25 protein-coding genes are annotated in these 25601 nt (G+C 70.6%); 9 read left to right on the forward strand and 16 right to left on the reverse strand.

Features of this window, described 5'->3' with window-relative positions:
- Window positions 1-76: 76 nt before the first annotated feature.
- The 9 genes from ACGFWE_RS00840 to ACGFWE_RS00880 all read right to left on the reverse strand — a co-directional run bounded on the left by ACGFWE_RS00840 (window position 77) and on the right by ACGFWE_RS00880 (window position 9975).
- On the reverse strand, window positions 77-673 hold the full coding sequence (locus tag ACGFWE_RS00840; RefSeq protein ID WP_352385502.1) for an ATP/GTP-binding protein: 597 nt from the start codon (window positions 671-673) through the stop codon (window positions 77-79).
- A complete protein-coding gene (locus ACGFWE_RS00845) occupies window positions 654-1031 on the reverse strand; it encodes a DUF742 domain-containing protein (protein WP_352385804.1) in 378 nt (125 codons plus the stop codon). The genes ACGFWE_RS00840 and ACGFWE_RS00845 overlap by 20 nt, the downstream gene beginning before the upstream one ends.
- Before the next feature lie 8 nt (window positions 1032-1039).
- Entirely contained in the window at window positions 1040-1468 is a 429-nt protein-coding gene (locus ACGFWE_RS00850; protein ID WP_393598879.1) for a roadblock/LC7 domain-containing protein, read from the reverse strand.
- A gap of 8 nt (window positions 1469-1476) precedes the next feature.
- The gene (locus ACGFWE_RS00855; RefSeq protein ID WP_393596909.1) at window positions 1477-3840 is read right to left on the reverse strand and encodes a nitrate- and nitrite sensing domain-containing protein; all 2364 of its coding nucleotides are present in this window, start codon (window positions 3838-3840) and stop codon (window positions 1477-1479) included.
- 236 nt (window positions 3841-4076) lie between these two features.
- Window positions 4077-4472 carry an OB-fold domain-containing protein gene (locus ACGFWE_RS00860; protein WP_352385497.1) on the reverse strand — a complete coding sequence of 132 codons (396 nt, stop codon included), beginning with the start codon at window positions 4470-4472 and terminating at the stop codon, window positions 4077-4079.
- Window positions 4469-5620, reverse strand: a complete 1152-nt coding sequence (locus ACGFWE_RS00865) for a thiolase family protein (protein ID WP_352385495.1) — start codon at window positions 5618-5620, stop codon at window positions 4469-4471. Before ACGFWE_RS00865 ends, ACGFWE_RS00860 begins: the two co-directional genes overlap by 4 nt.
- 4 nt (window positions 5621-5624) lie before the next feature.
- Complete coding sequence (locus ACGFWE_RS00870) at window positions 5625-7199, reverse strand: AMP-binding protein (protein WP_393596911.1); 1575 nt, start codon at window positions 7197-7199, stop codon at window positions 5625-5627.
- A 21-nt stretch (window positions 7200-7220) separates the two neighbouring features.
- Window positions 7221-8711, reverse strand: coding sequence for an aldehyde dehydrogenase family protein (locus tag ACGFWE_RS00875; RefSeq protein ID WP_352385491.1), 1491 nt, complete (start codon window positions 8709-8711; stop codon window positions 7221-7223).
- A 121-nt stretch (window positions 8712-8832) separates the two neighbouring features.
- Complete coding sequence (locus tag ACGFWE_RS00880; protein ID WP_393596913.1) at window positions 8833-9975, reverse strand: acyl-CoA dehydrogenase family protein; 1143 nt, start codon at window positions 9973-9975, stop codon at window positions 8833-8835.
- A gap of 85 nt (window positions 9976-10060) precedes the next feature.
- Here ACGFWE_RS00880 and ACGFWE_RS00885 point away from each other — a divergent pair, with 85 nt between their 5' ends.
- The 6 genes from ACGFWE_RS00885 to ACGFWE_RS00910 are packed head-to-tail and all read left to right on the forward strand — an operon-like array spanning window position 10061 to window position 15432.
- Entirely contained in the window at window positions 10061-10816 is a 756-nt protein-coding gene (locus tag ACGFWE_RS00885) for a 3-oxoacyl-ACP reductase family protein (RefSeq protein ID WP_352385487.1), read from the forward strand.
- A gap of 10 nt (window positions 10817-10826) precedes the next feature.
- Window positions 10827-11597, forward strand: a complete 771-nt coding sequence (locus tag ACGFWE_RS00890; protein WP_393596915.1) for an enoyl-CoA hydratase/isomerase family protein — start codon at window positions 10827-10829, stop codon at window positions 11595-11597.
- A 37-nt stretch (window positions 11598-11634) separates the two neighbouring features.
- Window positions 11635-12789: a CaiB/BaiF CoA transferase family protein gene (locus tag ACGFWE_RS00895; protein WP_393596917.1), complete on the forward strand. Its 1155-nt coding sequence runs from the start codon at window positions 11635-11637 to the stop codon at window positions 12787-12789.
- A 23-nt stretch (window positions 12790-12812) separates the two neighbouring features.
- Window positions 12813-13724 carry an SDR family NAD(P)-dependent oxidoreductase gene (locus tag ACGFWE_RS00900; protein WP_352385481.1) on the forward strand — a complete coding sequence of 304 codons (912 nt, stop codon included), beginning with the start codon at window positions 12813-12815 and terminating at the stop codon, window positions 13722-13724.
- On the forward strand, window positions 13721-14233 hold the full coding sequence (locus tag ACGFWE_RS00905; RefSeq protein ID WP_393596919.1) for a DoxX family protein: 513 nt from the start codon (window positions 13721-13723) through the stop codon (window positions 14231-14233). Before ACGFWE_RS00900 ends, ACGFWE_RS00905 begins: the two co-directional genes overlap by 4 nt.
- Window positions 14234-14274: 41 nt before the next feature.
- Entirely contained in the window at window positions 14275-15432 is a 1158-nt protein-coding gene (locus ACGFWE_RS00910) for an acyl-CoA dehydrogenase family protein (protein WP_352385478.1), read from the forward strand.
- Between the two features lie 59 nt (window positions 15433-15491).
- Here ACGFWE_RS00910 and ACGFWE_RS00915 read toward each other — a convergent pair whose 3' ends face one another.
- From ACGFWE_RS00915 to ACGFWE_RS00945, 7 genes are read right to left on the reverse strand one after another with little or no spacing between them, the layout of a single operon-like run.
- Window positions 15492-16607 (reverse strand): acyl-CoA dehydrogenase family protein, encoded by a 1116-nt coding sequence (locus ACGFWE_RS00915; RefSeq protein WP_352385476.1) that lies wholly within the window; start codon window positions 16605-16607, stop codon window positions 15492-15494.
- Complete coding sequence (locus ACGFWE_RS00920) at window positions 16604-17851, reverse strand: acyl-CoA dehydrogenase family protein (RefSeq protein ID WP_393596922.1); 1248 nt, start codon at window positions 17849-17851, stop codon at window positions 16604-16606. The genes ACGFWE_RS00915 and ACGFWE_RS00920 overlap by 4 nt, the downstream gene beginning before the upstream one ends.
- A gap of 42 nt (window positions 17852-17893) precedes the next feature.
- On the reverse strand, window positions 17894-19042 hold the full coding sequence (locus ACGFWE_RS00925) for a thiolase family protein (protein WP_393596924.1): 1149 nt from the start codon (window positions 19040-19042) through the stop codon (window positions 17894-17896).
- Window positions 19039-19497: a Zn-ribbon domain-containing OB-fold protein gene (locus tag ACGFWE_RS00930; protein ID WP_393596925.1), complete on the reverse strand. Its 459-nt coding sequence runs from the start codon at window positions 19495-19497 to the stop codon at window positions 19039-19041. Before ACGFWE_RS00930 ends, ACGFWE_RS00925 begins: the two co-directional genes overlap by 4 nt.
- Before the next feature lies 1 nt (window position 19498).
- On the reverse strand, window positions 19499-20410 hold the full coding sequence (locus ACGFWE_RS00935) for an SDR family oxidoreductase (protein WP_352385468.1): 912 nt from the start codon (window positions 20408-20410) through the stop codon (window positions 19499-19501).
- 23 nt (window positions 20411-20433) lie between these two features.
- Entirely contained in the window at window positions 20434-21144 is a 711-nt protein-coding gene (locus ACGFWE_RS00940) for a hypothetical protein (protein ID WP_352385466.1), read from the reverse strand.
- On the reverse strand, window positions 21144-22466 hold the full coding sequence (locus ACGFWE_RS00945) for a phenylacetate--CoA ligase family protein (protein ID WP_393596928.1): 1323 nt from the start codon (window positions 22464-22466) through the stop codon (window positions 21144-21146). The genes ACGFWE_RS00940 and ACGFWE_RS00945 overlap by 1 nt, the downstream gene beginning before the upstream one ends.
- A 161-nt stretch (window positions 22467-22627) precedes the next feature.
- Here ACGFWE_RS00945 and ACGFWE_RS00950 point away from each other — a divergent pair, with 161 nt between their 5' ends.
- The 3 genes from ACGFWE_RS00950 to ACGFWE_RS00960 all read left to right on the forward strand — a co-directional run bounded on the left by ACGFWE_RS00950 (window position 22628) and on the right by ACGFWE_RS00960 (window position 25589).
- Window positions 22628-23389 (forward strand): electron transfer flavoprotein subunit beta/FixA family protein, encoded by a 762-nt coding sequence (locus ACGFWE_RS00950; RefSeq protein WP_352385802.1) that lies wholly within the window; start codon window positions 22628-22630, stop codon window positions 23387-23389.
- A gap of 60 nt (window positions 23390-23449) precedes the next feature.
- On the forward strand, window positions 23450-24412 hold the full coding sequence (locus ACGFWE_RS00955) for an electron transfer flavoprotein subunit alpha/FixB family protein (protein ID WP_352385462.1): 963 nt from the start codon (window positions 23450-23452) through the stop codon (window positions 24410-24412).
- A gap of 97 nt (window positions 24413-24509) precedes the next feature.
- Window positions 24510-25589 (forward strand): amidohydrolase family protein, encoded by a 1080-nt coding sequence (locus tag ACGFWE_RS00960; RefSeq protein ID WP_352385460.1) that lies wholly within the window; start codon window positions 24510-24512, stop codon window positions 25587-25589.
- Window positions 25590-25601: the final 12 nt, after the last annotated feature.

The following is a 25601-nucleotide window of genomic DNA, read 5'->3' on the forward strand; positions in this document are numbered from 1 at the left end:
CTCCGTCCGCCCCACAGGTGCGGGACATGGCCCGAGCACCGGGTAGACGGTTCACTCTACTAGATAACTGATTGAACTAGGTTACCGAGTTCGCGGCAATGAGATGTTCGGCCAGCGCGAGCAGCAGATCGCGGCCGACCGCCCGCTGTCGCATGTCCCCCATCACCAGGGGGACTTCCGGGTCGAGGTCGAGCGCTTCGCGGATCTCCCGCTCGCTGCGTTCCTGGTGCCCGTGGAAGCAGTTGACGCCGATCACGAAGGGGATGCCGCGGCTCTCGAAGAAGTCGATGGACGCGAAACTGGACTCCAGCCGCCGGGTGTCGGCGATGACCACCGCACCGAGCGCGCCGTGCACGAGGTCGTTCCACATGAACCAGAAGCGCTCCTGGCCGGGCGTCCCGAAGAGGTAGACCACCAGCCGGGGGTTGACCATGATGCGGCCGAAGTCCATGGCCACCGTGGTCGTGGCCTTCCGCTCGACGCCCTCGACGTCGTCGACGCCCACGCTCGCGACGGTCAGGTACTCCTCGGTGCGCAGCGGCGCCACCTCGCTCACCGCCCCGACCAGGGTCGTCTTTCCCACACCGAAGCCACCGGCCACAAGGATCTTGACCGCCGCGGGTGCCGAGCCGTCGTAGGCCCGGCCCGCGGGGTCAGAGTCGACGAAGGCCATCCCTCACCGCCCGAAGAAGAGTCATGTCCATTGTGTTCCCTACTGCTACAGCGATCGGTGGACGGGTTGTCGCCCTGCCCAGCGCGACCAGGTCGTCGATCAGGATCTTCGTGACCGCCACGGGCAGGTTCAGTTCCGCGGCGATCTCCGCCACCGCCGCGGGTGTGCGGCACTGCTGGAGGATCGAGCGGTGCTCGGGTTGCAGGCCGCGCGGTCCGGCCCGGCCCGGTGCCGGTTCGACGGTCGTCACGAGGGTGATCAGGGTGAGGTCGTCGCGCGCGGGTGCCGTCCGGCCCTGGGTGATCGTGTAAGGCCTGACCGACAGCTCCTCGGCGTCCCCTGCCTCCAGGCCGTCCATCCAGTGGCTCACTCACGTACACCGCGCTCGTCGGCGGGCGCCCCGAAGCGCGTCTCGGTGCTCATGCGCTGGCCCACCTGCTGCATCAGGGTGTGCATGGCCACGGCCATCAACTCGGCGTCCACTTCCTGGGACGCCACGACGGCCAGATGAGTGCCGCGGCCCGCGGCGGAGATGAACAGCCACAGCTCGGCCAGCTCGACGATGACCTGGTGCACCGAACCACCGCCGAACAGCTGCCCGACCCCGCGGGCCAGGGACTGCTGGCCGGTGGCGATGGCGGCGAGGCGCTCGGCGTCGCCGCGGGCGATGGTGCGGGACTGGCTGACCACCAGCCCGTCGTCGGACAGCACGATGGCGTGGTGCGTGCCCGGAACCTGTTCCACCAGGCCGTCCAGCAACCAGTCGAGGTCCGGATGGGTGGCGGTCGTTCGCATTGTCATGGTCAGTCTTCCGTCGGGATGCGTCTACGCTGCGGCAGCACGTCGGTGGGTTCGTGGTCGGTCGGAGGAACGTCACGCCGGACCATCCGGGACTGGCGCTGGAAGGCACCGATCGTCGCGCCGGAGCGGGTGGGTGCGGGCCGCCGGGCCGACGTCTGCTCGTCGGTCGGCCGGGAACCCAGGCCGGCGTTCGGGTCCCGCAGTTCGTCGGCGAGACTGGCCAGGCGCACCCGTTTGGGCAGCGGTCGCACGTCCGGCGCGACATCCACGCGCAGGGTGCCGTTCCCGTGTGGTGCGGCGGCCGCCCGCGGCACCGGGTGGGGGCGCGGCGGCGGGGTCCACACATCGCTCAGGGGGACCGCGGCTGCGGGCCGGCCGACGCGGCCGGTCACCAGGGTGTCCTCGTCCGGGGCCGTCCTGTGCTCCGCGCCGGGCGCGTCCGCGGCGGCCGCCTCGGGGGGTGGTGGCCAGGCGGTGTCGGCTGCTTCGGGTGCCGGCCCGGTCGGTCCGGCGGCCTCGACGACGAGTTCGTCGGGGATGAGGACGACGACCCGGGTGCCGCCGAAGGAGGAGGGCCGCAGTTCGACCTGGATGTCGAGGGCACGCGCCAGCCGGGCCACCACGTAGAGGCCGAGCCTGACGTCGTCCGCCCGGGACATGACGTCCATGCGGGGCGGCTCGTTCATCAGCCGGTTGGCCTCGTCGTACTGCTCGGGGTCCATGCCCACGCCGCGGTCCTCGATCTCCACCGCGAGGCCGCGGCCCACCCGGGCTGCGTACACCTCCACGGGCGTCGGCGGCCTGGAGAAGCCCACCGCGTTCTCCATGAGTTCGGCCAGCACGTGGATCACCAGGCCGACCGCGCGCTCGGCCAGCCACACCCGGTCCTCGACGTCGATCTGGATCCTGCGGTAGTCCTGCACCTCGCTCTGCGCGGAGCGGAGGACGTCCAGGAGCAGGACGGGCTTGCGCCAGCGCCGCTGCGGCTGGCCGCCGCCGAGGATCACCAGGTTCTCCTCGTAGCGCCGCAGCCGGGCGGTGAGATGGTCGAGGTCGAACAGGCCTTCAAGGACCTCGGGATCCTCGTGCCGGCGCTCCAGTTCGCTGAGCTTCTTCATCTGGAGTCCGATGAGCAGCTGGGTGCGCCGGGCGATGCGCTGCAGCAGCTTCTCGAAGGCGCGGAACTGCGAGACCTGGGCCATCGTCGTGTCCAGGGCGCTGTGACGGGCGAGGTTCAACGCCTGGCCCAGCTGGCCCAGTTCGTCGTCGCCGTGCTGGATGGCGGGGAGTTCGGCGTCCAGGTCGACGACGTCTCCGCTGCGCAGGCGTTCGACCACGGCCGGCATGCGGGTCTGCAGATCCAGGGCGGCGACGCGCAGCGCGGAGATCCGGCGGCGCAGTGTCCGGGTGAGCAGCGCGCTGATCAGGACGACCACGAGGACCGCCGCCGCGCCCATAACGCTGGTGACGATCAACCGTCGCACCATCGCGTTCAGTTCCTTCTCGGTGGCCGCAGTCAGGGTCACGGAGTAAGTGGTGTTGAGCTGTTGGAGCTGGGCGGTGACCGGACCGACGCTGTCGCTCCACGTCGTGCCGAGTCCCTTGGAGAACGTGTCCGCGCCGGAGCTGTTGTCCGTGCCGGTGCCGGACAGGACCTTCTGCTCGGCCGTCGCCTTCTGCTTCCACGCGCCGCCCGCCATCAACTTCCGGTAGAGCGTGGCCTGGTCGTCCGGGACCAGGGGCACGATCTTGTTGTCGTAGAGGAAGCGCTGGGAGCCGATCCAGCCGGCGAGCTGCCCGCGTTCGGTGCCGGTGAGCCGTCCGGTCACCGAGCCGCGGGTGAACAGCGCGTTCTCCCGCGAGATCATCTCCATGCCCCAGACCGAGTCGATGGCCGGCCGGGCGAGGTAGTCGATGTTGGGCAGCCCCACGTGGCTCAGGGTGGTGAACACGTTCAACTGGCCGGAGATGAGAGCCGTATAGCGGTCGAACGTCTGCTGCTGCGAGGCGGTCCGCTGGTCCACCGCCGCCCGGTAGTCGGACAGTTTCCGCAGGTTGCTGCCCACTTGGACGACCTTGGCACGGATGTCGTCCGGGGCGCTCCAGTTGCTGTCGGGCAGTTCCTGGACGGTGGTGACGTCGGCGTCGGTGCGGACGCGCTGCGCGCGCAACGCCTTCTGGTAGCCCTCGGGGTCGGCCAACTCCGCTCCGCTGAGCCGGCGTTCCTCCTGGAGGTCGAAGAAGGCCGCCATGATCGGACGTGCCGCCGCGTTGGAGGCCGCGTTGCGGTCCTTCTGCCTCTGCCAGTCCGTGTAGAGCTGTGCGGAACTCGCCAGCCACAGGGCTACGAGGGTCACGCTGGGCACCAGAGCCAGGATGAGCAGGACGGTGCGGAGTGAGGGCTGTCGCCGGGCTCCGCCGCCCCTTGGGCCTTGTCTCTTCGACGCACGCGCGTGCACTGCCACTGAGGTCCCCAGCGATGCTCCAAGTGACAGGCCGCTCCGTTGGGCCCGCACGATGACGCGCCATGCTATCGCCGGATACCGCTATCTAAATACACTTAGCTCACTAAGTTTTCACAAGAGTGGGTCAACCGGCTCGGTCAGTGCTCCGGCACGAAGTACGGCAGCATGATCGCGTTCGTCAAGGGCCGGAAGTCGACGCGTACCCGCATGCCGATGGCGACGGTGTGCGGATCGCCGGCGTCGACGTGGGAGAGCAGGGTGCCGCCGTCGTCGAGGTCGATCACGGCGAGCGCGAAGGGCGTGTCGAAGCCGGGGCCGGGTGCGCGGTGGACCACGGTCACCGAGTAGACGGTCCCCCGGCCCGCGCTCGGCACGTAATGCCAGTTCGGCGCCATGCACCCGGGACAGGCGGGCTCGGGGACGAAGAAGCGCAGCTCACAGCTCGGGCAGTACGGGACGACCAGTTCGCCGCGTCGGGCCGCGTCCCAGAACGGTCCGGACAGTTCGGTGGGGACGGGTACGGGCCGGCTCATCGCACTCTCCCCAGCAGGCTCATCTCGTAGTGCTGCGCCCCGGACCCGGCGTTCCCGACGACCGCGAGCTCGGCGCCCTCGACCTGGTGCACGGCGGTGCCGCGCAACTGCCGTACGGCCTCGACGACTTTGAGCGTCATCTGCTGCGTCCCGTTCCAGGCGTACGACAGACAGCCCCCGTCGGGATTGACGGGATGCTTGCCGCCCACGGCGATGGCACCGCTGGCCGCAAGTGGTCCGCCCTCGCCCTCGCCGCACAGGCCCAGTGCCTCCAACTGCCGGATGATCTCGAAGGAGTTGGGGTCGTACAGGGAGAACACGTCCACGTCGTGCGGGCCGACACCCGCCATGGCGTAGGCGCGGGTGGCGGCGTCCCGGCCGAGCTGACCGACTTCCCGGTGCAGGGCCGGGTTGGCGTACGCGGCCTGGTGGTACTCCATGCCGCCGCCGAGGACGGCGACGGGCGGGTGCGGCAGGTCGCGGGCCCGTTCGGCGGTGGTGACCACGAGGGCGGCGCCGCCTTCGCCGACGATGCAGCAGTCCAGCAGGTGGAAGGGCGTGGCCACCATCCGGGACGCGAGGACGTCGTCGGCGGTGTACGGGCCGCGGCCGTACATCATCGCCTCCGGGTTGGTGGTGCCGTTGTTGCGGATGGTGGCGGCGACCTCGGCGAGCTGCCGGGAGGTCGTGCCGTACTCGTGCATGTGCCGTGCCGCCACCAGCGCGAACTGGGCGACCACGTAGCTGCCCCACACGTCGGCGAACTCCAGCGGCACCCCGGCCCCGACGGGACCGGCTCCGCGCGAGACCAGCTTGCAGCCGCCGACGACGACGGTGTCCGCGAATCCGGCACTGATGGCGGCGGCCGCCTTCAGCAGGCCCCGCGAACCGGCGTTGTCGAGCATCGAGTCGCTGGTCCAGCGCAGGTCGCGGCCGAGCATCCGCGCCCAGGAACTGCCTTCCCCGGGTACGCCGCCGGGGCCGGGCCAGTCGACCTGGGCGCCGTCGACATCGGCCGGGGTGAGCCCGGCGTCCGCGATCGCGCCGCGTACCGCTTCGAGCGCGAGGTCCATGGCGTCGCGGTCGGGCAGCGTCAGCGCCTGTTCGGTGGCGTGCACGCCGACGACGACGGGTTGGCGGGCGTTCACCGGGTCACCGCCCCGCGCCGAGCTGGTCGCCGCCGGGGTAGCCGCCCCCGCCGAAGCGCTCGTCGAGCGCCTGGTAGTCCTTGGCGTAGTCCTTGGTGCGCGGCAGCGCCTCCACGAACTCGACCGTCTTCGGCTTCTTGTACGAGGCGATCCGCGCCCGGCAGTGCTCGATGAGGTCCGCCGCCGTGACCGGCTCGGCGCCCGGCTGGAGCACGACCACGGCCTTGACGTCCTGCGCCCAGCGCTCGTTGGGCACGCCGATCACGGCCGCCTCCTTCACCGCCGGGTGGGACTCGATGCAGTTCTCCACCTCGGCCGGGAAGATGTTCTCGGCCGCCGACTTGAGCATGCGGGTCGTCGTCCCGAGGAAGCTGATCGTGCCGTCGGCCTCGCGCCGACCGAGGTCGGTGGTGTGCCACCAGCCGAACCGGAAGCGTTCCTCGTTGATCTCGGGCCGGTTCCAGTAGCCGAGGTGCACGAGGTCGCCGCGGACACAGATCTCGCCGGCCTCGTCGACCGCGCACTCGTTGCCGGTGCCGTCCAGGATGCGTACGGCGGTGAAGGGGCCGGGGCGGCCCGCGTTGCCGGTGCCGGTGCCGCCGTAGGCGCCGGTCACCGCGAAGCCGGTCACCTCGGTCTGCCCGTAACCGCGGCCCATGCCTCCGCCGTTGCGGGTGAAGCGGCTCTCGTCGGTGGGGACGGTGCCCTGCCACAGCTGTGCGGCGACGCTCGCCCGCAGGTGGGACAGGTCGTGGCCGGCCTCGCGGTTCAGCGCGACGAGCTGCGCGATGGTCGGGGGCATCAGGTAGGCGTGCGTGCACTTCTCGCCCGCCAGCAGCGGGAGCAGTTCCTCGGCGACCACGCGGCGGACGACCACGTTCTTGCCGCCGTGCACGAAGGCCGGGACGCCCCAGAACTGGTAGTTGCCGATGTGGAACATGGGGCCGGCGCCGAGGAAGGAGGTCTCCGTGCCGATGTCCCCCATCCACGCGGCGCTCGCGCCCATGGCGAGCAGGTTGCGGTGCGAGAGCATCGAGCCGGACTGCCGGCCGGAGATCGCAGCGGTGTAGATGACCAGGAGCGCGGAGTCGGGGTCGACGTCGGCGACAGGGTCCTCGGCTGAACCGGCCGCCAGGAAGGACTCGTACGAGCCGGGCCCTTCCGCGTCGTGGCGCAGCCACAACGCCCGGTGGTCGCTGCCGAGTTCGGCCCGTGCCTTGGCGACCGTGTCGCCGATCTCCTCGTCCTGCCAGACGACGACCTTGGGGTCGAAGTCCTCGACGGCGAAGGCCATCTCGGGGGCTGCCCAGCGCCAGTAACCGGGGCAGACCATGGCGCCCACCTTCGCGGCGGCGCCGAGCAGCTCCCAGATCCGGAAGGAGTTCTGGCCCAGCCACAGGATGCGGTCGCCGGAGCCGACGCCCACATCCGCGAGGGCGTTTGCGAGTCGGTTGGTGCGCTCGTCCAACTGGGGCCAGGTCAGGCGGACATCGCCGTCGACGAGGGCGACGCCGTCGGGAAAGGACCTTCTGTGCTCACGGATGAGGTCGCCGAACGTCAGGCGGCGGGCGGGATTCACGTCGTTGCTCCCCATGGTCGGTCAGACGCGGCCGATGCCGACGCCCTTCACGTTGATGAACTCGTCCAGACCGGCCTTGCCGCCCTCCCGGCCGAACCCGCTCATGCCGACGCCGCCGAAGGGTGTGGCGGGCGAAGTGATCGGATTGGGACCGGGGTTGACGTAGACCGTCCCGGCCTTCAGGCGCGGCACCAGGCGGTTGACGCGCGCGATGTCACGGGACTGGATGTAGGCGGACAGGCCGTACTCGCTGTCGTTGGCCAGGGCGACGGCCTGGTCCTCGGTGTCGAACGGGGTGATGGCCAGGACCGGGCCGAAGACCTCCTGCTGGGCGAGGTCGCTGCGGTTGTCGACGTCGGCGAAGACGGTCGGGGTCACGAAGTAGCCGTCGGATGCGATGCGTTCGCCGCCGTGGACGAGTCGGCCGGCACCGTCCTCGATGGCCTTGTCGACCATGCCCTGGACGCGGTCGCGGGCGGCTTCGTTGATGAGGGGGCCGATGTACGTCGCGGGGTCGAGCGGGTCGCCGACGGGAAGGTGGGCGACCACCCCCGTGACCCGGGCGATGACCTCCTCGTAGATGGAGCGCTCGACCAGCAGCCGGGTGGGCAGTGCGCAGCCCTGTCCGGTGTTGCTCATGGCGAAGGCCGCGCAGTACGGCACGACGGAGTCAAGGTCTGTGTCGGCGAAGAGCAGGTTGGCGGACTTGCCGCCCAGCTCGAACACGACCGGCTTGAGGCTGAGGGCCGCGTCGGCCATGATGCGGCGCGCGGTGGCGGGGCCGCCGGTGAAGGAGATCTTGTCGACGCCGGGGTGGGTGACCAGGGCCGATCCCGCGTCGCCGAGCCCGGTGACGACGTTGATGACACCGTCGGGGATGCCCGCCTCGCGGGCCAGGTCGGCGAAGAGCAGCGCGGAGAACGGCGTGGACTCGGCCGGTTTGATGACCACGGTGTTGCCGGCGGCGAGCGACGGCGGAACCTTCATCGCCAGGGACAGCGCGGGCGAGTTCCAGGTGATGATGTGGCCGATGACGCCGTACGGCTCGGCGATGGTGTACTCGACGTTCTCGTGCGGGCTGTAGGCCGCGCCGACCATGCCCTCGATCTTGTCGGCCCAGCCCGCGTAGTACTCGGTCCACTCGGCGACGTGCGGTCCGACGTTCTCCGCCCAGCCGCCGATGCACACCCCGTTCTCCAGCGGGCAGATCGCCGCGAAGTCGGGGATGTGGTCGCGCAGCAGCCCGGCGAACCGGGTCAGCAGGCGGCGGCGCTCGGCGGGGCGCATGGGGCCCCACACCTCGAAGGCCTGACGGGCTGCCGCCACGGCCTGGTCCACCTCGGTGGGCCCGGCCAGCGGGATGAGCGCCTGGACGAGACCGGTGGCCGGGTTGCGGTGCTCGTAGAGCCCGCCGCTGGTGTCGGTGACGTCCTTGCCGCCGATGACCAGACGCGGCTGCGGCAGGTCGTGCTCCGCTCTGTCCTGGTGAAGCTGCACATCGACCGTGACCACGGGTACCTCCTAGAGACCGCGCAACACTGCACACATCCAGTTTAAATAGCTAACCTATTTAGCCAAGGTAGTCAATAAGTTCAGACCACTCCGGGCCGCGTACTACAGCCCCGGCCGCGGACTACAGCCCCAGTGACCGCCCGATGATCTCCAGCATGATCTCCGAGGTGCCGCCGAAGACCCGCTGCACCCGGCTGTCGCGCCAGATGCGCGCGATCTCGTACTCGTTGACATAGCCGTAACCGCCGAAGAGCTGCATGCAGCGGTCGATGACCTGCCAGCCGGTCTCGGAGGTCCAGTACTTGGCGGCGGCGGCCTCCTCGGCCGTCAGCTCGCCCTGGAACAGGGCCATGATGCAGCCGTCCACGTACACGCGGGCGGCGTTCAGCCTGGCCCTGATGTCGGCGAGCGCGAAACGGTTGGCCTGGAACTCCCCGATGGGCTGCCCGAAGGCGGTGCGGGTCTTGGCGTAGTCCAAGGCCAGCGTGTAGGCCCGCTCTGCGGCCGCGAGCGAGGAGACGGCTATGGCGAGCCGTTCCGTGGGGAGGTTTCCCATCATGTGGTAGAAACCGCGGCCCTCCTCTCCGATGAGGTTCTCGGCCGGGACGCGGACCTCGTGGAAGAAGAGCTCGGCGGTGTCCTGGGCCTTCATGCCGACCTTGTCGAGCTTGCGCCCCCGCTCGAAGCCCTCGGCGCCGCGCTCGACGACGATCAGACTGATGCCCTTGTGGCCGGCCTCCGGGTCGGTCTTGCAGGCGACGATGACCAGGTCGGCGAGGATGCCGTTGGTGATGAAGGTCTTGGAGCCGTCGATCACCCACTCGTCACCGTCCCGGCGGGCGGTGGTGCGGATGGCCTTGAGGTCGGACCCGGCGGACGGCTCCGACAGCGCGAGCGCGCAGATCGTCTCGCCGCTGATGACCCCGGGCAGCCAGCGGGCCTTCTGCTCAGGTGTCGTGAGGTTCATCAGATAGGGCGGGAGGACGTCGTTCTGCAGCCCGAGTCCGATGCCGACCGAGCTGGTGGCCGCCATCTCCTCCGCCATGATGGCGTTGTAGCGGAAGTCCCGGATGCCCTGGCCGCCGTACTCCTCCGGGAACTGCCAGCCGATGAGTCCGGCCTTGCCTGCCGCTGCCCACGCGGCCCGGCTCACCTGCCCGTCACGCTCCCACAGCTCGGCGTACGGCGCGCATTCGCGCAGGTAGAAGGTGCGGGCGGTCTCGCGGAACAGCTCGTGTTCCTCGGCGAAGATCGTTCGGCGCATGCTCGGCTCCACTCATGCATCTCGCTTATTTAGCTGAAGTAGTTATACGATAGCGCTGTATCGGGACCTGGGCGAGGGAGGGCGCGTGAGCGTACGGGACAAGGTGGCACTCGTCACCGGAGCGGGACGCGGGATCGGCGAGGCGATCGCCGATCGGCTCGCCGCCCAGGGAGCCGCGGTCGCCGTCTGCGACCTGGACCCTGAGGCCGCCGCCAAGGTGGCCGGCCGGCTCGTCGAGCGGTACGGAGTGCGGGCGACGGGGGTCGGCGCGGACATCTCCGACAGCGCGGCCGTGCACGCGTCCGTGGAGCGGGTGATCGTCGAGCTCGGTCCGGTGGACATCCTGGTCAATAACGCGGCGGTCGACGTCATCGGCCGCTTCGTCGACAGCACCGAGGACACCTGGAACCGCATCATCGACGTCAATCTGCGCGGCACCATCACGGTGACCCGGGTGGTGCTCGACTCGATGATCGAGAGCGGTGGCGGCCGGATCGTGCACATCGCCTCGGACGCCGGCCGCGTCGGCTCGTCCGGCGAGGTGGTGTACTCCGCGACGAAGGGCGGGGTCATCGCCTTCGGCAAGGCGCTGGCCCGCGAGGTCGCCCGGCACGGCATCACCGTCAACAGCGTCTGCCCGGGACCGACCGACACCGCGCTGCTCGGCCAGGTCGCCGACTACAGCCAGAAGATGTACGACGCGACGGTGCGGGCCATCCCGCTGCGCCGCGTCGCCCAGCCCGCCGAGATCGCCGGTGTGGTGGCCTTCCTCGCTTCCGACGACGCCGCCTACATGACCGGGCAGACGCTCTCGGTCAGCGGCGGACTGACGATGGTCTGAGGTGAACACCGTGCTGCGTGTCGAACTCCGGGACCGGATCGCCGTGTTGACCCTCGACCGGCCGGGGCAGCTCAACGCCATCGGCTCCGAGACCGCTGACCAGCTGAAACAGATCCTCGCCGACGTCCGCGACAACGACGACGTACGCGCCCTGGTCCTCACCGGTGCGGGACGGGCCTTCTCGGCCGGTGCCGACCTCGGTGAGATCGAGTCGTTCACGACAGCCGGGCAGTTCCGTGCCTTCGTGGGGCATCTGACCGAGGCGTTCGCGCTCCTGGAGGACTTCCCCAAACCGTCGGTCGCGGCCGTCCACGGCTTCGCCTTCGGCGGCGGCCTGGAGCTGGCCCTCGCCTGCGACCTGCGGGTGGCCGAGCGCGGCACCCGGCTGGGCCTGCCCGAGATGAAGCTCGGCGTGCTGCCGGGCGCGGGCGGCACGCAGCGGTTGCCCCGCCTCCTGCCGTCGGCGATCGCGAAGCAGATGATCCTCACCGGCGAGCCGATCGACGCGGAGCGGGCTCACGCGCTCGGGCTCGTCAACGAACTCGCCGAGCCGGGCGGTGCGCTCAAGACGGCCGAAGCCCTGGCCGCGAAGCTGTCCGCCGGGGCCCCGCTCGCGCTCGCGGCGGGCAAACGGCTCGTCGACTACGGGCTCGGCATGGACCTGGAAGCGGCGATCGCGTACGAGCGCGAGACCGTCGCGGTGCTGTTCTGCACCGAGGACCGGGCCGAGGGACTCAAGGCCTTCCGGGAACGCCGACCGGGCGACTTCCGCGGCGTGTAGCAGGCGTACAAGCGCCCGATGATCTGGAGGTGGGCCCGTGCGGCCACTTGAGGGCTATTCCGTGGTCGAGCTGGGCATGTGGGTGGCGGCACCGGCCGCGGCCACCATGCTCGCCGACTGGGGGGCGGACGTGGTGAAGGTGGAGGCGCCGACCGGCGACCCCAACCGGTACACGCTCAAGCACGTCGGGCAGGACATCGACAGCGCTCCCCCGTTCGAGACCGACAACCGCGGCAAGCGCGGGATCGTCCTCGATCTGCGCTCACAGCAGGGCAAGGACGTACTGGAGCGGCTGCTGGAACGCGCCGACGTGTTCGTCACCAACCTCCGCCCGGGCGCCCTGGAGAGGCTGGGCCTGGCGCCGGACGACCTGAGGGAACGTCATCATCAGCTGGTTGTCGGCACGTTGACGGGCTACGGCTGGACGGGCGCCGAGCGCGACCGCGCCGGGTACGACGTCTCGGCGTTCTGGGCCCGGCCCGGCATCGCCGCCATGCTCAATCCGGCCGGGGAGCCGCCGCCCGGCATCCGGCCCGGCCTCGGGGACCGTACGGCCGCGGCCAACCTGGTCGCCGGGGTACTGGCCGCGCTGCTGCGCCGCGAACGCACCGGCGAGGGCGGCGTGGTGGATGTATCCCTGCTGCGGTCCGGCACGTACGCCAACGGCAACGACCTCGCGCTGCAGAACTTCTTCGGCAAGCGCGGCCGTACCCGCCACCGCACCGAGCACGAATCCCCGCTCTACAACTCCTACCGGGCCGCCGACGACCGCTGGTTCTGGCTGGTCGGCCTGGAGGGCAACCGGCACTGGCCCGGCGTCGTCAAGGCACTCGGCCGCGAGGACCTGGCGACGGACGAGCGGTTCGCCACCGGCAAGGCCCGGCGCGGGCACGTACGCGAGCTGATCGCCGCGTTCGACGAGGAGTTCGCGAAGCGGCCGCTTGAGGAGTGGGCCGAGCGCTTCGACGACGAGGGCGTGTGGTGGGCGCCCGTGCAGACCCTGGCGGAGGTGGCGGCCGATCCGCAGGCGGAGGCGGTCGGGGCGTTCGTCGAACAGCCCGGTATGGGTGACGCGCCGCCACTGCGCACGGTGGCGACTCCGGTCGCCTTCTGGGGCGTCGACGAGAAACCGCGCGGCGGCGCGCCGACACTCGGCGAGCACACCGACGAAGTGCTCCGCGAACTCAACTGAACTCACATCTCTGGAGGTACGGCGTGGGCATCCTCGACGACAAGGTCGCCATCGTGACCGGCGGCGGCAGAGGCCTCGGCCGGGCGCACTGTCTGGCGCTCGCCGAGGCCGGCGCGACCGTGGTGGTGAACGACCTCGGCTCGGGCATACACGGCGAGCAGACCGGCGACTCCCCCGCCGACGAGGTCGTCGCCGAGATCACCAAGCTCGGCGGCCGGGCGATCGCCAACCACTCCTCGGTGACCGACTGGGCGGCGACCGAGACCATGGTCGCCGACACCGTCGCCGAGTTCGGGCGCCTCGACATCGTGGTGAACAACGCGGGCATCGTGCGCGACCGGATGTTGTTCTCGATGACCGAGGCGGAGTTCGACTCCGTCATCGCCGTCCATCTCAAGGGCACCTTCGCGCTCACCCGGCACGCGTGCGCGTACTGGCGTGAGGCGTCGAAGCGGGGCGAACCGGTCTCCGGCCGCGTGATCAACACGACGTCCGGGACCGGCCTGTTCGGCAACCAGGGCCAGTCCAACTACGGGGCGGCCAAGGCCGGGATCGCCGGGCTCACCGTCCTGACCGCCCTGGAGATGCGCCGCTACGGCGTCACCGCGAACGCCATCTCGCCGATCGCGGCCACCCGGATGACGGACGGGCTGGCCGTCGGCGAGTCCCTCCAGGCCACCGAGGGCTTCGACCCCCGCGATCCCGCCAACGCCTCCGGGGTCGTCGTCTACCTGGCCTCCGACAGCGCGGCCTGGCTGACCGGCCAGGTCCTGCGCATCGAGGGCAACCGGCTGAACCGGCTGCAGGGCTGGACGGTCGCCGCAGTCCACCCGAGCCAGTCGGGGCAGGCCCTCACCTACAACGAACTCGTCGATGCCGTACCGCAGTTGTACGGGGCTCTCCCCGCCGGCCGGGCGACGGGAGCCGGCCAGTGAAGGGCCACGACGCCGCCGCCCTCGTGCTGCGCGCGACCCTCGGCCCCATGCTCTTCGCGCACGGCTGGAACAAGGTCGCCGGACCGGGCGGACTCAAGGGCACCACGGGCTGGTTCGAGGCGCTCGGCCTCAAGCCGGCCGAGGTGCACGCCCGGATGGCGGCGGGCACCGAGATGGCCGCGGGCGTCGGGATCGCGCTCGGCGCGGCCAACCCGCTCCCCGCGGCGGCGGCCGTCGGACTGATGACCGTGGCCGCGCGGACCGACCACCGCGGCAAGGGCTTCTTCGTCTTCAAGGGCGGCTGGGAGTACGCCGGTGTCGTGGGCGGCGCGGCCGTCGCACTGGCCGCGCTGGGCAACGGCCGCTACTCGCTCGACGGCCTGCTGCGCCGCCAACGCGCGGGCGCCGGGCACGCGTTGCTGGCGGCCGGCGTCGGCACGGTGAGCGCGGCGGCGCTGCTGGTGCTGTGCTACCGGCCCGAGAAGAAGCCCGACGAGACAGATCAATGAGACAGATGTGAGACCGATGAGGGCAACAAGGGAGAGTCGACATGGACGCGGCTGACTTCAGCGCGGTGCTGTCCGAGGTCCGGCGTTTCGTCCGGGACCGCGTCGTGCCGCTCGAGGCGGAGATCGACGAGAAGGACGAGATGCCCGCGGACATCCGTGAGGCGGCCAAGAAGATGGGCTTGTTCGGCTTCGCGCTGCCCGAGGAGTACGGCGGGCTGGGGCTGTCGATGTACGAGGAGGCCCAGCTGATGTTCGAGCTGGGCTACACGACCCCGTCCCTGCGCTCGATGTTCGGCACGAACAACGGCATCGCGGGTCATGTCCTCATGGTCGGCGGCACGGAGGAGCAGAAGGCGCACTGGCTGCCGAGGATCGCCTCGGGTGACGTGCTGGCGTCGTTCGCGCTCACCGAGCCCGACGCGGGTTCCGATCCCTCGACGCTCACCACGAAGGCGCATCTGGACGGCGACGAGTGGGTGATCAACGGCGCCAAGCGGTACATCACCAACGCCCCCCTCGCCGACGTCTTCATGGTCTTCGCCCGGACCGACCCGGACGCCCCGCGCACCCGCGGCATCTCCACCTTCCTGGTCCCGGCCGGTACACCGGGGCTCACCGTGGCTCCCAAGGACCACAAGATGGGCCAGTTCGGCGCCTGGACCGCGGATGTGTTCTTCGACGACGTCCGGATCCCCGCATCCGCCCTTGTCGGTGGCGAGGACGGCCTCAACCGGGGCTTCTCCACCGCGATGGGCTGCATCGCCCACGGACGGGTGCACATCTCCGCGCTGATGGTCGGCATGGCCGAGCGCCTGGTCGACGAGTCGGTCGCCTACGCGAGCACCCGCAAGCAGTCCGGGAAGCTCATCGGCTCCTTCCAGCTCGTCCAGGGTCTGATCGCCGACTCGCAGACCGACTACTACGCCGGACGCGCCACCGTCCTGGAGGCCGCCCGCGGCTTCGACGCCGGCACGGACACCAAGATCGGCCCGTCCTGCACGAAGTATTTCGCCAGCGAGATGGTGTGGCGGGTCGCGGACCGCGCCGTGCAGATCCATGGCGGCGCCGGCTATATGCGCGGGGTCGCCGTCGAACGCTTCTACCGCGACGCCCGGCTGTTCCGCATCTACGAGGGCACCAGCCAGGTCCAGCAGGTCATCATCGCGAAGGCACTGCTGGGCGAGGCGGCGCGCGGCTGAGGGTCATATAGGTGGAGGCCCCCGGGATATCCCGGGGGCCTCCACCTATATGACGTCTGTCAGATCCCGAGCCGGTCCAGCAGCCGCTCGTGGTACACCGCCGGGCCGCCGAACAGCAGCTGTGAGGACTTGGCCCGGCGGAAGTACAGGTGGGCCGGGTGCTCCCAGGTGAAGCCGATGCCGCCGTGGACCTGGATGTTCTCCATGGCGGCGGACATGTACGCCCGTGAGCAGCAGGCGTGGGCCACGGCCGCGGCGACCGGGAAGTCCGGGGACCCCTCGTCGGCCAGCCGGGCCGCCTCGCGACTGGCGGCTTCGGCCAGTTCCACCTGGACGAGCATGTCCGCGCACTTGTGCTTGACCGCCTGGAACGAGCCGATCGGCCGGCCGAACTGATGACGTACGCGGGCGTAGTCCGCGCTCGTCTCCAGGCACCAGCGCGCCCCGCCCGCCTGCTCGGCGGCGAGCCCCACGGAGGCGATGTCGAGGACCTTGGCCATGATGCGTCCGCCGGCCCCCTGCGTTCCGACGAGCGTCGCGGGGACGGCGTCGAACGTCATCCGGGCCATGGCCCGGGTGGCGTCCAGCGTCTGCATCGGTTCCGCCGCGAGGCCGGGGGCGTCCCGGTCCACGGCGAAGAGGGTGGGGCCGGCGACGGTACGGGCGATCACGAGGATCAGGTCGGCCGTCGTACCGTCGATGACGAAGCACTTGCGGCCGCGTACCGTCCAGCCGCCGTCGCCGTCCGGTACGGCGCGCGCCGAGACCATGGCGGGGTCCCAGGAGCCGTGGTCCTCGGCGACGGCGAGGGTGGCCGTGGTGCGCCCGGCCGCGATGCCGGGGAGAAGGCGCGCGCAGGCGTCCCCGTCCCCCGAGGCCAGCAGGGCCTGGGCCGCCAGGAGGACGGTGGCGAAGAAGGGGGCGCAGAACAGCGCGCGGCCCATCTCCTCCAGGACGACGCCGAGTTCGACGAGGCCGAAGCCGTCGCCGCCGTACTCCTCGGGGATGGCCAGGCCGGGCAGGCGCAGTTGGTCGGCCGCCTGGGACCACACCGCCGGGTCGAAGCGCGGTTCGCTCTCCATGAGCTTGCGTACGGCCTCCTCGGGCGACTTGGCCTCCAGGAATTCACGTACGGCTGCCCGCAGTTCGCGCAATTCGCTCTCGTCGGCGGTCACGGCCGCACCTCCTTGGCAGCGGTGGTCACCGGTTCCTTGGGCAGGCCGAGGACGCGTTCCGCGAGAATGTTCTTCATGATCTCCTCGGTGCCGCCGAGGATGCGCAACGCCGGTGTGGCCAGGAGCAGTTCGGTCCAGGCGTAGGTGCCCCACTGGCCGGTGTCGGCGATGATCCGGGGGCCGAGCACGTCGGAGACGAAGTGCGCCGCCCGGGTCAGGTTCTGGCCGTACATCAGCTTCGAGACGGACATCTCGGGGCCCGGCGCGACTCCGGCGCGCAGCTTGCGCAGGGCGCGGGCGTTGAGGTGCTCGGTGGCCAGGACGTCCACCAGGAGTTCCGCGAGGCGGGCGCGCAGGGCGCGGTCGTCCCACGTCCAGGTGGCCCGCATGAGCGCCGAGAGGTGGTCCGGGGACAGGGCGGCGGCCACCGGTCCGACCCCTTCGCTGCCGACGGTCGCGCGCTCGTTCATCAGGGTGGTCAGGGCGACCGCCCAGCCGCCGTCGATCTCGCCGAGGCGGTGGTCGTCGGGGACGCGCACGTCGGTGAGGAAGACCTCGTTGAAGTCGGCGCCGCCGGTCATCTGCCGCAGCGGCCGTACCTCGACGCCGGGGGCGTCCATGGGGACGAGGAATGCTGTGATGCCGCGGTGCTTGCGGGCGTCCGGGTTCGTGCGGGTCAGGGCAAGGCCGATCTGGCTGTGCTGGGCGACCGACGTCCACACCTTCTGCCCGTTCAGCACCCAGTCGTCGCCCTCGCGGACGGCCCGCGTCGTCACGCTCGCCAGGTCGGATCCCGCGCCGGGCTCGCTGAACAGCTGGCAGGCGATGGCGTCCCCGCGGTACATCGCCGGCAGCCAGCGGTCCTTGATGTGGGGCTGGGCGTGAGCCAGGATCGTCGGCCCGATCATGCCCAGGCCGATCACACTGAGCACCCCGGTGTCGGCGACGTCGTACTCCGACTCGACGGCGTCGTAGAGCAGGTCGTGGACGGGGGTCAGGCCCCGGCCGCCGTACTCCTCCGGTCCGGTGATCCAGCCGAAGCCGTTCTCGTAGCGGATCCGCTGCCACTCCCGGGCGCACTGCACGAACTCCCGTTCCTCGTCGGGCGGGAGGCTGCTGAAGTACGCCATCGAGTCGTCGCCCTCGCCCCAGGTGACGGCGGTGCGGTCGGGGGCCTTCGCCACGTGCGCGTCGAGGAAGCGGCGTGCCTCGGCGGCGAAGTCCTGCATGTCGTCGGATTCCATCGCGTTCGCTCCGCGGTCGGGGAGAGGTTCAGAGGGAGAGGTTCAGGTCGAGAGGATCGTCACCGCCGACGCGCCGGGCGCGCCGTACAGGTGGGTGTAGCCGACGCGCGGTGTGCCGGGGATCTGGCGGGGGCCCGCGGCACCGCGCAGCTGGAGGACGATCTCGTGGATCTGGCGCAGTCCGGACGCGCCGATCGGCTCGCCGTTGCCGAGGAGTCCGCCGTCGGTGTTGACCGGGAGCCGGCCGCCGATCTCGGTGGCGCCCTCGGTGATGAGGCGTTCCTGCTCGCCGTCCTTGCAGAGGCCGTTCTCGGCCATGTGGATGATCTCCGACCCGGCGTCGGTGTCCTGGAGCTGGGCGACGTCGACGTCCTCGGGGCCGATGCCCGCGCTTTCGTACGCCGCCCGGGAGGCGTCCACGCTCGGGCTGTCCACCGGCTCTCCGACCGGGAAGGACGGGCTCTGCACCTCGAACGCGCCGAGCCTGCGGCTGCGCAGGGCGGTGGAGCGGACCCGTACCGGCTTCCCCGTGTACTTGTGGGCCTGGTCGGCCCGGCACATCACGATCGCCGCGGCGCCCTCGTTCGGGCCGCAGTACATGAACTGGCGCAGGGGGTAGTTGAGGACCGGGGAGGCGAGGATCTCCTCAGGCGACAGGGGCGTCCGCCGCCAGGCCTTCTCGTTGCCGGCCGCGTTGCGGAAGTTCTTCGAGGCCACGCGGGCGAGCGTCTCGTGGGAGATGCCGTGCTCGTGCATGTAGCGGTTGATCTTCATGCCGAAGAAGTGGGTGGTGAGGAAGAGCCCGGTCTGTCCGTACCAGGAGGGGATGCCGGCCACGGACGGGTCGGCGGCGAACGCGCCGCGCGGGTGCTTGTCCAGGCCGATCGCGATCGTCAGGTCGTGTTCACCGGTCTCGATCGCGCGGACGGCCAGCGCCACCGCCGTACCGGCCGTCGCGCAGCCGTTGAAGACACCGCGCAGGGGTACGCCGGTCAGGCCGAGCCGGCCGACGATCGCGTCCGGGTTGGCGACCTCGTAGCTGCCGATGTAACCGCCCTGGATCTGCGGCCAGTTGACGCCCGCGTCGGTGAGCGCCAGCCGTACCGCGTCGGCGCCCATGTCCAGCGCGGGCTTGCCGGGGAACCGGCCGAAGGGGTGCAGCCCCACCCCGATGATGACGGCCTCGGTCATGACGCCTCCTGTTCGGCATGGGTGGACTCTTCGACCGGGGCGAACGCGAAGGTGACGACCTCGGTGCCGTCGTCCTGCACGGTGTAGGGCACGAGCGTCAGCCGCATGGTCTGCCCGATCCGCAGCTTGTCCGGGTCGGGTTCGGTCAGTCGCGCCTCGATCAGCAGCTCGCCGGGGAGCTCGATGTACCCGACCGCATACGGCTCGAAGGCTTCGGGGCCGTCGTACGGCGGGGACGGCGGGCGGAAGTCCTGGGTCGTGTACGTCCACAGCGTGCCGCGGTCCGCCAGGAGCCGTTCCTTCGACTCGTCGCTCGCGCACCGGACGCAGGTCACGGCCGACGGGAAACTCACCAGACCGCACACCCGGCACTCGGAACCGATCAACCGGAGGGGCGCTGCGGCGGGCGGCCAGGTGAACAGGCCCTCGGCGACCGGGCGTTGTGTCGTCGTCATCTCAGGCCCCGTTCCGGTTGCCCAGGACGTCGGCGTTCGGAGCCGCCTTGGCCACCAGGTTCGGGACGACGGAGGACAGCTCCTCCGGCGTCCAGCGGGTGTCGGCGCTCGCGGCGGGGCCGTTGACCCAGCCCTCCAGAACGGTGATCCGGTTGCCGACGACGCCGAACACCCGACCGGTGACCTCGCGGGAGGCAGCCGAGCCCAGCCACACCACCAGCGGCGAGATGGCCTCGGGAGTCAGGTCCTGACTTTCGGCGGCCTGTTTCATCATCTCGATGTCCTCGGTCAGCCGGGTCAGCGCGGTGGGCGCGATGGCGTTCACCGTGACGCCGTAGCGGGCGAGTTCGGCGGCGGCGATGAGGGTGAGGCTGGCGAGACCGGCCTTCGCGGAGCCGTAGTTGGACTGGCCGGGGTTGCCGAAGATGCCGGACGGGGAGGTCGTGTTGATCACCCGGGCGTCGTTGCCGTGACCGGACTTGGCGCGCTCGCGCCAGTACGCGGCCGCGTGGTGCAGGGTGGCGAAGCTGCCCTTGAGGTGGACGGCGATCACACTGTCCCAGTCCCGCTCGGTCATCGACACGATCATCCGGTCGCGCAGGATGCCGGCGTTGTTGACCAGTACGTCCAGACCGCCGTAGGTGTCCACCGCCTGCTGGACGAGCCGGCCGGCGCCCTCCCAGGTGGAGATGTCGTCCGTGTTGGCCACCGCCTCGCCGCCGGCCGCGACGATCTCGTCGACCACGCTCTGGGCGGGCCCGGCGGAGGCGCCCCCGCCGTCCCGTCCGCCGCCCAGGTCGTTGACGACGACCTTCGCCCCGTGCGCGGCGAACGCCAGGGCGTGCGCCCGGCCGATCCCGTTGCCGGCGCCGGTGACGACCGCGATCCGGCCTTCGACCACTCCTTCAGACATGCTCAATTCCTCCATCGGAAAGGTCAGTTGGCCTCGGCGAGCAGGACTCGCGGGTCGTCGCTGCCGCAGCCGCACCGGCCCGCGACGACGCGTCCGGTGATGCCGAGCGGTGTCTCGGGCAGAGGCGAGGTGCGCCCCTCCCCCGCCGCCACGGTCAGCTGTCCGTCCCGCTCGCCGAACCGCCATTCGGCGGCGTTGACATGTGCGCCGCTGCGCTCGGGGCACTCCAGGGCGAGAGCCGGTCCCACCGCCGAGATCACGGAGGCGGTCACCCCCACTGCGCGCAGGACGGGTATCGCGGCGGGCCGGGCCAGCACGACGGGCGTGGCCCGGAACATCTCGCCGATGTCGGTTGCGCCGGCGAGCCCTCCCAGCGTTTCCGCCGACAGGCCGATCACCGCGTGCGGGGTCAGTTCGCGGTGGAAGACCGCGGTGCGGCGGTGGTCCCAGCCCATCGCCTCGGCGATGCCGTACGGCACCTTCAGCGTGCGCAGGGCGCCGATCACCGCGCGTCCCCAGAAGCCCTCGAAGCCGGAGGCGGTCAGCAGAGCCCGCTGCCCGGCGGCGAGACCGTGCTCCCGCAGCCGAGCGGTGACCCACTCGGTGTCGCGGGCGAGTTCCGCCCAGGTCAGTTCCAGGTCCCGGACGCCGTCGGCGGTCGGGAAGCGCATGAGGTAGGCGAGTTCGGGGCGGTCGAGCGTCCTGGCCCGGGCCAGGGTGTCGGCGCGGGCCATCAGGTCTTCACCACCCGGGGGAACTTGGCGACGCTGGTCATGGTCTTCAACAGGTCCTCCTCGGTGCGCATGTCGAGCACCGGCTTGACTCCGGTCCGCTCGCGCACGGCCTCGCTCAGGCGTCCGGCCAGGGCGTCGACGTCGCCGGTGAGATGGGGGTCGTAGCCGACGCGCAGCCGCAGTTCGTCGACCTCGCGCCGGTCCCGGACGATCTGGAAGACCCCCGCGACGGTCTCCGGCTGGTCCTCCACCGCCTGCCAGACGTCCCGCAGGACGACGGAGCGTCCCTGGACCACCGTCTCGTCGCCGCGCCGCCCGGCCACCCACATACGGGCGTGGGTGCGGCCGCAGCCGCAGGTGTCGCGGGAGAGGCGGACGAGGTCCTCGCTGCGGTAACGGATCAGCGGCGCGGCCCGGTTGTCCAGGTCGGTGGCGACCAGTTCGCCCAGGTCGCTCTCGGGGACGTCGCGCCACCCGTGCTCGTCGACCTCGACGCACTCGGCGAAGACGGTGTCCTCCCAGAGATGGAAACCGTCGTGCTCGCGGCACTCCCATGCGGTGCCGGTGTCGGCGGCGCTGGTGTACTCGTAGACGTCGATGCCCCAGTCGTCGCGGATCCGCTCCTTCATCTTCCGGCTGAGGGGCTGGCCGGCGCACGAGGCGCCCTTGAGGGAGGAGAACGCCTCCCTCAGGTCGGTCTTCTCGGCCAGGTGCTCCAGCTCCACCATCTGCGGATACATCATCTGCAGATAGGCGGGACGGTAGGTGCGCAGGGCCTCGACGACCTCGGGCATGTTGCCCATCCAGGTGTCCACCTCGATGACCACCGCGCCCAGCGCCTGGAAGCCGGCGTCCATGAAGTTGCGGAAGGTGCCGGGCGGGCTCAGCACCCGGTCACCGGGCCTCAGGCCCAGCTCCCACAGGTCCCGCACCTGCGCGGTCACCAGGGGCGGGGCGTCCTGCCAGATCTCGGCGAAGAACTCCGGGTCGCCGGTGGTTCCGGAACTAGAGGAGACCGAGGTCAGCTCCTGGACCGGGACGCAGAGCAGGCCGGCGAAGGCGTCGCCGGTGCGGCTGCGGTAGGCGCGGATCATGTCCTTGGTGATGAAGGGGATGCGCGCCCGGAAGTCCTCCAGGGACTGGATGTCCCGCGGGTTGACCCCGTGCTCGTCCCACAGCTCCCGGTAGAAGGCCGAGTTGGCGTAGGCGTACTCCACGAGCTCCAGGAGCTGTTTTTCCTGCCGTGCGCGCAGTTCCTGGCGCGGCATGGTCTCCACCTGGGGCTCGAAGTACCTGTCAGCGGTGTCCCTGTCACCGACCATGGCGCCTCCTCGCGGCTCAGTGCCCAGATCTTCCAGCTATCAGCGCAATCAGTCAACCAATTCGACGGATTGAACATGAGACTCGCGTTCCACTGATCCATATAGTTAACTATTAGAACTCATTGAACCACAGGAGGGCTGCCGTGAAGATCGTTGTCTGCGTGAAGCACGTCCCCGACGCCACGGCGGACCGCACCTTCACCGAGGACGGCACCACCGACCGGGCGTCGGTCGACTCGTTGCTGTCCGAACTCGACGAATACGCCGTCGAGCAGGCGCTGCGCCTGGCCGAGTCGGACTCCGACGCCGAGATCAGCTACCTCACCGTCGGGCCCGACGATGCGCGCGACGCCCTGCGCAAAGCCCTGGCCATGGGCGGTGACGCGGCGATCCATGTCAGCGACGAGGACATCGAGGGCAGCGACGCGTTCGGCACGTCACTGGTGCTGGCCAAGGCGATCGAGCGGCACGGCTTCGATCTCGTCCTGTGCGGGATGGCCTCGACGGACGGCACCATGGGCGTGCTGCCCGCGCTGCTTGCCGAGCGGCTCGGCGTACCGGCCGTCACCCACCTCGAAGACCTGGCGATCGAGGACGGTACCGTCACCGGCCGCCGCGAGGGCGAGGGCGCGACCGTACGGATACAGGGCGCCCTGCCCGCCGTCGTCTCGGTGACCGACCGCTCCGGGGACGCCCGCTACCCCTCCTTCAAGGGCATCATGGCCGCGAAGAAGAAGCCGGTGGAGACCCTCGACCTCGCCGACCTCGGCATCGAGGCCGCCGAGGTCGGCCCGGCCGGGGCGCGGTCGGCCGTGGACACGGCGACCCGGCGCCCGCCGCGCACCAAGGGCGAGATCGTCGCCGACGAGGGGACGGGCGGCATCGGACTGGCCGCGTTCCTCACCACCAAGAAGTTCATCTGACCGCGTTCCGCCCCGAGCCGACCGCGTTCCACCCCGAAGACCTGAAGGAGTTGCATCACCGTGGCCGAGATCCTCGTCCTCGTCGACCACGTCGACGGTGCCGTACGCAAGCCGACCCTCGAACTGCTCACCCTGGCCCGCCGCCTGGGCGAACCCGCGGCCGTCTTCCTGGGGCCGGGCGCGGACACCGCGACCGAGATACTCGGCCGGTACGGCGCCCGGAAGATCCACGTCGTGGACGCTCCCGAGGTCGACGAGTACCTCGTCACCCCGGCCGTGGACGCCCTCACCCAGATCGCCGAGCGCACCGGGCCGGCCGCGATCCTGGTGCCGTCCGGGCCGGACGGCAAGGAGATCGCCGCGCGGGTCGCGCTGCGGCTCGGGTCCGGACTCATCACCGACGCCGTCGATGTCACCGCGGGGCCCGACGGACCGGTCACCGAGCAGTCGGCGTTCGCCGCGACCCATCAGGTCACCGCGCACGTGACCCAGGGCGTGCCGGTGATCACGGTCAAGCCGAACGCCGCCGCCCCGGAGGCCGCACCCGCCGAACCCGTCATCGAGAAGCAGGACGTCACCTTCGGCCCCGCCTCCGCCGCCGTCCGGGTCCTGTCCCGCACACCGCGGGAGCGCGGCGACCGGCCCGAGCTGACCGAGGCGGACATCGTGGTCTCCGGCGGTCGCGGGGTGAACGGCGCCGAGAACTTCGCCCTCATCGAACGGGTCGCCGACGCGCTCGGTGCGGCCGTCGGGGCGTCCCGCGCGGCCGTGGACGCGGGCTGGTACCCGCACAGCCACCAGGTCGGCCAGACCGGCACCCAGGTCTCCCCGCAGCTCTACCTCGCCGCCGGCATCTCCGGCGCGATCCAGCACCGGGCGGGCATGCAGACGTCCAAGACCATCGTCGCCGTCAACAAGGACGCCGACGCACCGATCTTCGAGCTCGCCGACCACGGCGTGGTCGGGGACCTCTTCACGGTGCTGCCGCAGTTGGTGGACGAGATCGAGCGGCGCCGGGGCTGATCTCTCCCGGCCCGGCCTTCCCTTCAGCCATCCATACAACTAAAATCGCTAACTGATTACATCCATTGAGCTTGCAGCCTTGACCCGAAGGAGCGTCATGACGAAGATCTGGGTCAACTCCGGGGACTCCCATGTGATGGAACCCGCCGACGTGTGGACCGAGCGGCTGTCCGCGCGGCTGGGCGCGCGGGCGCCGCGCAGTGAGCGCGGCGAGAAGTACGAGATGCTCTACATCGACGGCGAGCGCATCGACCGCCAGCTCGGCGACTTCATGGACGCGATGCGCCCGCCGGGCGCCTGGGACCTGAACGTCCGGCTCAAGGACCTCGACCAGGAGGGCGTGTGGTCCCAACTGGCCTTTCCCTCCATGGGGTTCTGGCTGGTGTCGATCACCGACCGGGAGCTGGCCCGGGAGACCGTACGGGCCTGGAACGACTGGGCCCACGAGGAGATCCTCAGCAAGAACAAGCGGGTCATCACCACCGCCTGTCTCTCGACCGCCGACATCGACGACGCGGTCGCCGAGGTGGAACGGGCGGCGGAGCTGGGGTTCAAGGCCGTCTTCCTGCCGTGTTCCACGCGGGACGGCGAGGAGTACGCCCTCGACCGCTGGGAGCCGCTCTGGACGGCGGTCGAGCGGGCCGGTCTGGTGCTCGCCTTCCATATCGGCACGGGCGGCCAGAACGTCGTCTTCCGCGGACCCGGCGGCGCGGTCGTCAACTACATGGAGACGACCTACCCGGGCATGCGGGTGGTCTCCCACATGGTCGCGGGCGGTGCCCTGGACCGCCACCCGGACCTGAGGATCCTCATCGCCGAGGGCGGCGCCGGCTGGGTGCCGGCCATCGGCGACCGGATGGACGAGGCCTACCGCCAGCACGGCATGTTCGTCCGGCCGAAGCTGAGCCGGCTGCCCAGCGAGATCATCAGGCAGCAGGTGTACGCGTCCTTCCAGCACGACAAGAGCTCGGTGGAGATCGTCGAGTCGACCGGCTACCGCAACGTGATGTGGGGCGACGACTACCCCCACCTTGAAGGCACCTACGGCCACACCCAGTCCACGCTCCACGACCTGTTCGACGGCGTGCCGGACGACATCCGCGAGCGCGTCACGCGCGGCACCTTCAACGAGCTCTTCCGCCTGCCGGAGCAGACTCCCCTGGAGGCGGCCGTCTGAGCGGCACCGACG

It is taken from the genome of Streptomyces sp. NPDC048523 (genome assembly GCF_043199815.1).
GTDB lineage: Bacteria > Actinomycetota > Actinomycetes > Streptomycetales > Streptomycetaceae > Streptomyces.

Bases quoted from the DNA above. Each gene is read 5' to 3' on its own strand.
- ACGFWE_RS00840 (WP_352385502.1), bottom strand. From the start codon at position 673: ATGGCCTTCGTCGACTCTGACCCCGCGGGCCGGGCCTACGACGGCTCG.
- ACGFWE_RS00845 (WP_352385804.1), bottom strand. From the start codon at position 1,031: ATGGACGGCCTGGAGGCAGGGGACGCCGAGGAGCTGTCGGTCAGGCCT.
- ACGFWE_RS00850 (WP_393598879.1), bottom strand. From the start codon at position 1,468: ATGCGAACGACCGCCACCCATCCGGACCTCGACTGGTTGCTGGACGGC.
- ACGFWE_RS00860 (WP_352385497.1), bottom strand. From the start codon at position 4,472: ATGAGCCGGCCCGTACCCGTCCCCACCGAACTGTCCGGACCGTTCTGG.
- ACGFWE_RS00880 (WP_393596913.1), bottom strand. From the start codon at position 9,975: ATGCGCCGAACGATCTTCGCCGAGGAACACGAGCTGTTCCGCGAGACC.
- ACGFWE_RS00910 (WP_352385478.1), top strand. From the start codon at position 14,275: ATGGACGCGGCTGACTTCAGCGCGGTGCTGTCCGAGGTCCGGCGTTTC.
- ACGFWE_RS00920 (WP_393596922.1), bottom strand. From the start codon at position 17,851: ATGGAATCCGACGACATGCAGGACTTCGCCGCCGAGGCACGCCGCTTC.
- ACGFWE_RS00925 (WP_393596924.1), bottom strand. From the start codon at position 19,042: ATGACCGAGGCCGTCATCATCGGGGTGGGGCTGCACCCCTTCGGCCGG.
- ACGFWE_RS00930 (WP_393596925.1), bottom strand. From the start codon at position 19,497: ATGACGACGACACAACGCCCGGTCGCCGAGGGCCTGTTCACCTGGCCG.
- ACGFWE_RS00935 (WP_352385468.1), bottom strand. From the start codon at position 20,410: ATGTCTGAAGGAGTGGTCGAAGGCCGGATCGCGGTCGTCACCGGCGCC.
- ACGFWE_RS00940 (WP_352385466.1), bottom strand. From the start codon at position 21,144: ATGGCCCGCGCCGACACCCTGGCCCGGGCCAGGACGCTCGACCGCCCC.
- ACGFWE_RS00945 (WP_393596928.1), bottom strand. From the start codon at position 22,466: ATGGTCGGTGACAGGGACACCGCTGACAGGTACTTCGAGCCCCAGGTG.
- ACGFWE_RS00960 (WP_352385460.1), top strand. From the start codon at position 24,510: ATGACGAAGATCTGGGTCAACTCCGGGGACTCCCATGTGATGGAACCC.